The sequence below is a fragment of the Halomonas sp. BM-2019 genome, assembly GCF_017584085.1.
Map to the genome: position 1 here is coordinate 1,656,003 of NZ_CP071922.1, position 1,575 is coordinate 1,657,577.

Here is a 1,575-nt window from a genome sequence, read left to right on the forward strand (position 1 = left end):
ATCCAGCGGGTCACCGCCGCCCTGGATGAAGCGGGCGATGTAGAGCAAGGCAGCGTCGGGGCGCGAGGAGCGCACCGACTTGTGGATCGCCGAGAGCAGGTCGTAGTAGTAGTCGCCCTGCTTGTCGAAGGCGCTGGCCTGGTGGCCCAGCGCGTCCGTGAGCGCCTCGTGGCGCAGCACCTCGCCACCCGGGCCGTCGGGCTCGGCGAAGTCGCAGACGGTCTCCAGCAGGCCCAGGGCCCGGCGGGCATCGCCGGCGGCGGCGCGGGCGAGCAGGGCGAGGATCGCATCTCCATCAGCTCACCCTCGTCCAGGGACTTGAGCACGTGGACCCGGGCCCGGGAGAGCAGTGCCGAATTGACTTCGAAGGAGGGGTTCTCGGTGGTGGCGCCGATCAGGGTCAGCAGCCCCGACTCCACGTGGGGCAGCAGGGCGTCCTGCTGGCTCTTGTTGAGGCGGTGGATCTCGTCGAGGAACAGCAGGGTGGCCTGGCCGCGGGCCTGGCGCGCCCGGGCCCGCTCCACCGCAGCGCGGATCTCCTTGACGCCGGCCATCACCGCCGAGAGGTGCTCCAGCTCGGCGCCGGACTCGGCGGCCAGGATCTCTGCCAGGGTGGTCTTGCCGGTGCCGGGCGGCCCCCACAGGATCATCGAGCGCACTACGCCGGCCTCGACCATGCGGACCAGCGGCTTGCCGGGGCCGACCAGTGCCTGCTGGCCCACGTAGTCGGCCAGGCTCCGAGGCCGCATCCGCCAGGCAAGGGGAGCCTCCGTATCGGTGTCGCGAGCGAAGAGATCCATGGCGAGACTCCTTACGTTGACCCGAAGCCGCGGCAGGCTCCGGCCCAGGCTGCTAGAGTGTGTGGACATCGTCGGTGGCAGCGCGTCTGCCGATGAACCCTGCCCCGGATGGTGCATCCAATAGAGACTGTGCCTACTCCCCATGTCACATATCAGGAGGGCCCGACATGCCCATGCTGACCCAACTGCGTCTGGATCATGCCAATATGGCGCGCATGTTGCACGTTCTGCAGCTGAAGCATAAGACGCTGGCCGCAGGTGAGCGTCCCAACTTCCAGCTGGTACGCGAAGTGGTGGATTACATCCTGGATTACATGGAGGGCTTTACCCTGCCCCTGGAGCGGCTCTTCAGCGAATGCCTGCAGGAGGTCGCGCCGGAGAGCGTCGAAGTGACCGAGCGTCTCTCATCCGACTACAAGGCGCTCAAGGCGCGACTGATGCGACTGTCGAACGATATCGACATGATACTGATGGATGCGGTGATTCCCATGGATCGTTTCGCCGCCGACCTCAAGGCGTACCTGGATGCCCACCGCGGCTATCTGCGGGACGAGCGTGAGCTGCTCTTTCCGCTGATTCGCGAGCACTTCAACGACGATGATCTGGACCGCCTCGCCAAGGCGCTGCCCGAGGGGGCCACGGCGGAGCTGGAGCGTCTCCAGGAGGCCTACCCCGAGCTCTATGCCGAGCTGCGCGAGGCGCCGGAACTCGCCTGATCCCCGGGCTGCGAGGTATCACCCGGCTGGGGTAGAATGCCGCTCATTCCCAGCCGATG

The 1,575-nt window shown here is 67.0% G+C and carries 1 protein-coding gene and 1 pseudogene; one reads left to right on the forward strand and one right to left on the reverse strand.

From position 1 onward, the window contains the following. A pseudogene (locus J5F18_RS08350) lies at nt 1-800 on the reverse strand (AAA family ATPase); the annotation flags it as partial. A gap of 173 nt (nt 801-973) precedes the next feature. On the opposite strand from J5F18_RS08350, the gene J5F18_RS08355 reads away from it, so the two are divergent. Next, nucleotides 974-1,516, forward strand: a complete 543-nt coding sequence (locus J5F18_RS08355) for a hemerythrin domain-containing protein (RefSeq protein ID WP_346302197.1) — start codon at nt 974-976, stop codon at nt 1,514-1,516. Nucleotides 1,517-1,575: the final 59 nt, after the last annotated feature.

Excerpts from the sequence above, each read along its gene's own strand:
- J5F18_RS08355 (WP_346302197.1), top strand. The coding sequence starts at position 974 with ATGCTGACCCAACTGCGTCTGGATCATGCCAATATGGCGCGCATGTTG.